The sequence below is a fragment of the uncultured Caballeronia sp. genome (assembly GCF_964243625.1).
Classification (GTDB): domain Bacteria; phylum Pseudomonadota; class Gammaproteobacteria; order Burkholderiales; family Burkholderiaceae; genus Caballeronia.
In genome coordinates, this window is the sequence record NZ_CAXTGZ010000666.1 from 1 (window position 1) to 3225 (window position 3225).

Sequence of the window (3225 nt, forward strand, 5' to 3'; positions counted from 1 at the left end):
TGAATGGCATGAGTTGCTGGGCAACAAACGCGGCACGCAAACGCAACTCGCGCTGGCACGTCTCGCGCATTGGCGGCCCGGGCTGCAGGTCTGGGGTTTATCGGCGACGCTCGGCAATCTCGAACTGGCGAAGGACGCGTTGCTCGCGCCCGTGAAAACGCCGCGCGTTGCGGTGCGCGGCGCGCAGCCGAAAACGCTGATCGTCGATACGCTCATACCTGACACCATCGAGCGCTTTCCCTGGGGCGGTCATCTGGGTGTGAGGCAGGTCGAACCCGTTGCCGCTGAAATCGATCAAGCGCGCAGTTCGCTCGTCTTCACCAACACGCGCTCGCAGTCGGAGATCTGGTATAGGGCGCTGCTGGACCTGCGGCCCGATTGGGCCGGTCTGATCGCGCTGCATCACGGTTCGCTCGACAAGGAAGTCCGCGAATGGGTCGAGCTGGGCCTGAAGAACGGCCAGCTCAAAGCGGTGGTGTGTACATCGAGCCTGGATCTCGGCGTCGACTTCCTGCCGGTCGACCGGGTGTTCCAGATCGGCTCGCCGAAGGGCGTCGCACGTTTGATGCAGCGCGCGGGACGCTCGGGACATTCGCCGGGGCGCGCATCGCGCGTGACCATCGTTCCGACACACGCGCTCGAACTCGTGGAAGCCGCCGCCGCGCGATGGGCGGTTGAAGAACGGCACATAGAAGGCCGTGAGATGCCCTACAAGCCGCTCGATGTCCTCGTGCAGCATCTGGTGACGATTGCCATTGGCGGGGGCTTCAACGCGCCAGATCTCTTCGACGAAGTCCGCACGACCTACGCGTATCGCGACCTCACGCAGCAGGAATTCAATTGGGCGCTGGCCTTCGTGGAGCGCGGTGGCGCATCGCTCGCGGCGTACCCGGACTTTCATCGCGTGACGCCCGATGCCGACGGCGTGTATCGCGTGCCGCGTGAGGACCTGATCCGGCGCCACCGGAACAATGTCGGCACGATCGTCGCGAACGCGACCATCAACGTGGCGTACATGACGGGCGGCCGGATCGGGTCGATGGAAGAGTCGTTCATCTCGCGCCTGAAACCCGGCGATGTCTTCACCTTCGGCGGACGCGCGCTGGAACTGATCCGCGTGCGCGACATGACTGCGTATGTGAAGCGCGCGACGTCATCGCGCGGCGCGATGCCGCAATGGGCCGGCAGCCGCATGCCGCTTTCGTCCGAACTTGCCGAAGCTACACTGATGATGCTCGCGCGGGCCGTCAACGGCGTCTACGATGAACCCGAAATGCTGGCCGTGCGCCCGCTGCTCGAATTGCAGGCGAAGTGGTCCGCGTTGCCGGAGCCGGGCGTGCTGCTGGTCGAGATGATCCGTTCGCGCGAAGGGCACCATCTGTTTTGTTATCCGTTCGCGGGACGCATGGCGCACATCGGTCTTGGGTCGCTGATCGGCTGGCGCGTCGCTCGCGATCAGCCGAGCACTTTCTCCATATCGATGAATGATTACGGCTTCGAGTTGCTCTCGGCGCGACCATTCGACTGGGAAACGCTGATTCAGGAAGGCCTCTTTTCGCCCGATAATCTCGAACACGACATTCTTGCAAGCCTCAATTCGTCCGAGCTCGCGGCGCGCCGTTTTCGCGAGATTGCGCGCGTATCCGGACTGATCTTCCAGGGTCATCCCGGGCAGCAGAAGAGCGCGCGGCAATTGCAGGCATCGAGTGGATTGTTCTATGAAGTTTTTCGCCAGCACGACAGCGACAACCTGCTGCTCGCGCAGGCCGAGGAAGAAGTGATGTTGCAGGAACTCGAACTTGAACGTATGCGCGCCGCGCTTCAAAGCATGAGCACGAGCCGCCTCGCGCTCACGCATCCAAAGAAGCCGACGCCGTTTGCATTCCCGCTGATCATCGCGCGGCTTCGCGAGAAAGTGAGTACCGAAAAGCTCTCGGATCGCGTCGCGCGCATGCTCGCCGACCTGGAAAAGGCGGCGCAGGCATGATGATCGAAGCATTGACGGTGGACGTTGGCGGGCATGCGCTGGTGTTGTCGGCAGCACGCGCGGCATTCGATCCGGTGCTCAAGACGTTGTTTGTCGCCGATGCGCATTTCGGCAAGGACGCCGTGTTTCGTGCGCGCGGAATTCCGGTGCCGGAAGGATCGACCGCGGAAACGCTTGGCCGGCTCGATGTGTTGATTTCGATGCATCGACCGGTTTGCGTCGTCTTCCTGGGCGACTTGCTGCACGCGAGGGAATCACATGCGGCAGCGACGCTACACGCGCTTGCCGAGTGGCGTTCGCGGCATGCCGGTTTGCGACTCATCTTGGTGGAAGGCAATCACGATCGTCATGCCGGCGGACCGCCTGAGGCGCTGGGCATGGAGGTGGTCGACGAGCCGTATCGGCTGGGGCCGTGGGCTTTGTGTCATTACCCGCAGCGCGTGGCGGGCGCATTTGCGCTCGCCGGGCATGAGCACCCGGTTTATCGCGTGGCGACCCGGCGCGACAGCGTGCGTTTGCCGTGCTTTCGCTTTGCCGCCGATGCCGGCGTCCTGCCCGCGTTCGGCGCGTTCACGGGCGGTTACGAGGTCAATGAAAACGCCCGCAACGAACGCATCTTCGTGGTCGCGGGCGAACGCGTGATGGCAGTACGTCCCCAGTCTCAAGCTCCTCAAGCTCCTCAAGCTCAGTGATAAACCGTCTTCGATGACGTCAGCTTCGTCAGCGTCCCGCGCTGGAACCTGTACCAGCCTTCGGCGCTCTTGAGCACGACTTCATCGCGCTGCCAGAACACGCCGGTCAGCTTCATGCGCCGTCCGATGCGCTCGACTGCCGGCGGGCGTTTCGTGAAGTCGTAGAGAAGGAGTTCGGGCGCACCGCCATCGGAAGCCTCGACGATCATTCGCGCACCCGACGGCTCGACATGATGCACGATACGGCGCGCGCTCAAACGGTCGAACGTCGTGCCGTCGAGCTGCGCGTCGATGCCATTTCCCTGTTGAACGAAGGTCACGCTTCCGGCTACGGTGCGGATGGGTCCGGCGCCTGAATCCGCGTCTTGCGCGAACGCGCCGGGCGTCAAGAGCATGGCAAGCAGCAACGAAAAAAAGATCCGCAGTACGGGCATCGCACGTCCTTGTTGAAAATGACACCCCGCAACCTAGACCCGTCGATAGCGAAAAGCAACTCCCGTACGCCCGGGAAAAGCTAAATAGTCCAGCTCATCGAACCAACGCGCG

3 protein-coding genes are annotated in these 3225 nt (G+C 62.9%); 2 read left to right on the forward strand and 1 reads right to left on the reverse strand.

Annotation, left to right across the window (positions count from 1 at the left end):
- Both ACFFAR_RS28930 and pdeM read left to right on the forward strand, forming a co-directional pair.
- Positions 1-1987 (forward strand): ligase-associated DNA damage response DEXH box helicase (locus ACFFAR_RS28930; RefSeq protein WP_375508984.1); only part of this gene is annotated, 1987 nt, incomplete at its 5' end.
- Entirely contained in the window at positions 1984-2679 is a 696-nt protein-coding gene (gene pdeM, locus ACFFAR_RS28935; RefSeq protein ID WP_174362974.1) for a ligase-associated DNA damage response endonuclease PdeM, read from the forward strand. The genes ACFFAR_RS28930 and pdeM, both read left to right, overlap by 4 nt.
- Here pdeM and ACFFAR_RS28940 read toward each other — a convergent pair.
- Entirely contained in the window at positions 2673-3113 is a 441-nt protein-coding gene (locus ACFFAR_RS28940; RefSeq protein WP_174362973.1) for a hypothetical protein, read from the reverse strand. The genes pdeM and ACFFAR_RS28940 overlap by 7 nt on opposite strands.
- Positions 3114-3225 lie beyond the last annotated feature (112 nt).

What these genes read in the sequence shown, in the direction of transcription:
- pdeM (WP_174362974.1), top strand. Translation starts at nt 1,984, where the DNA reads ATGATGATCGAAGCATTGACGGTGGACGTTGGCGGGCATGCGCTGGTG.
- ACFFAR_RS28940 (WP_174362973.1), bottom strand. Translation starts at nt 3,113, where the DNA reads ATGCCCGTACTGCGGATCTTTTTTTCGTTGCTGCTTGCCATGCTCTTG.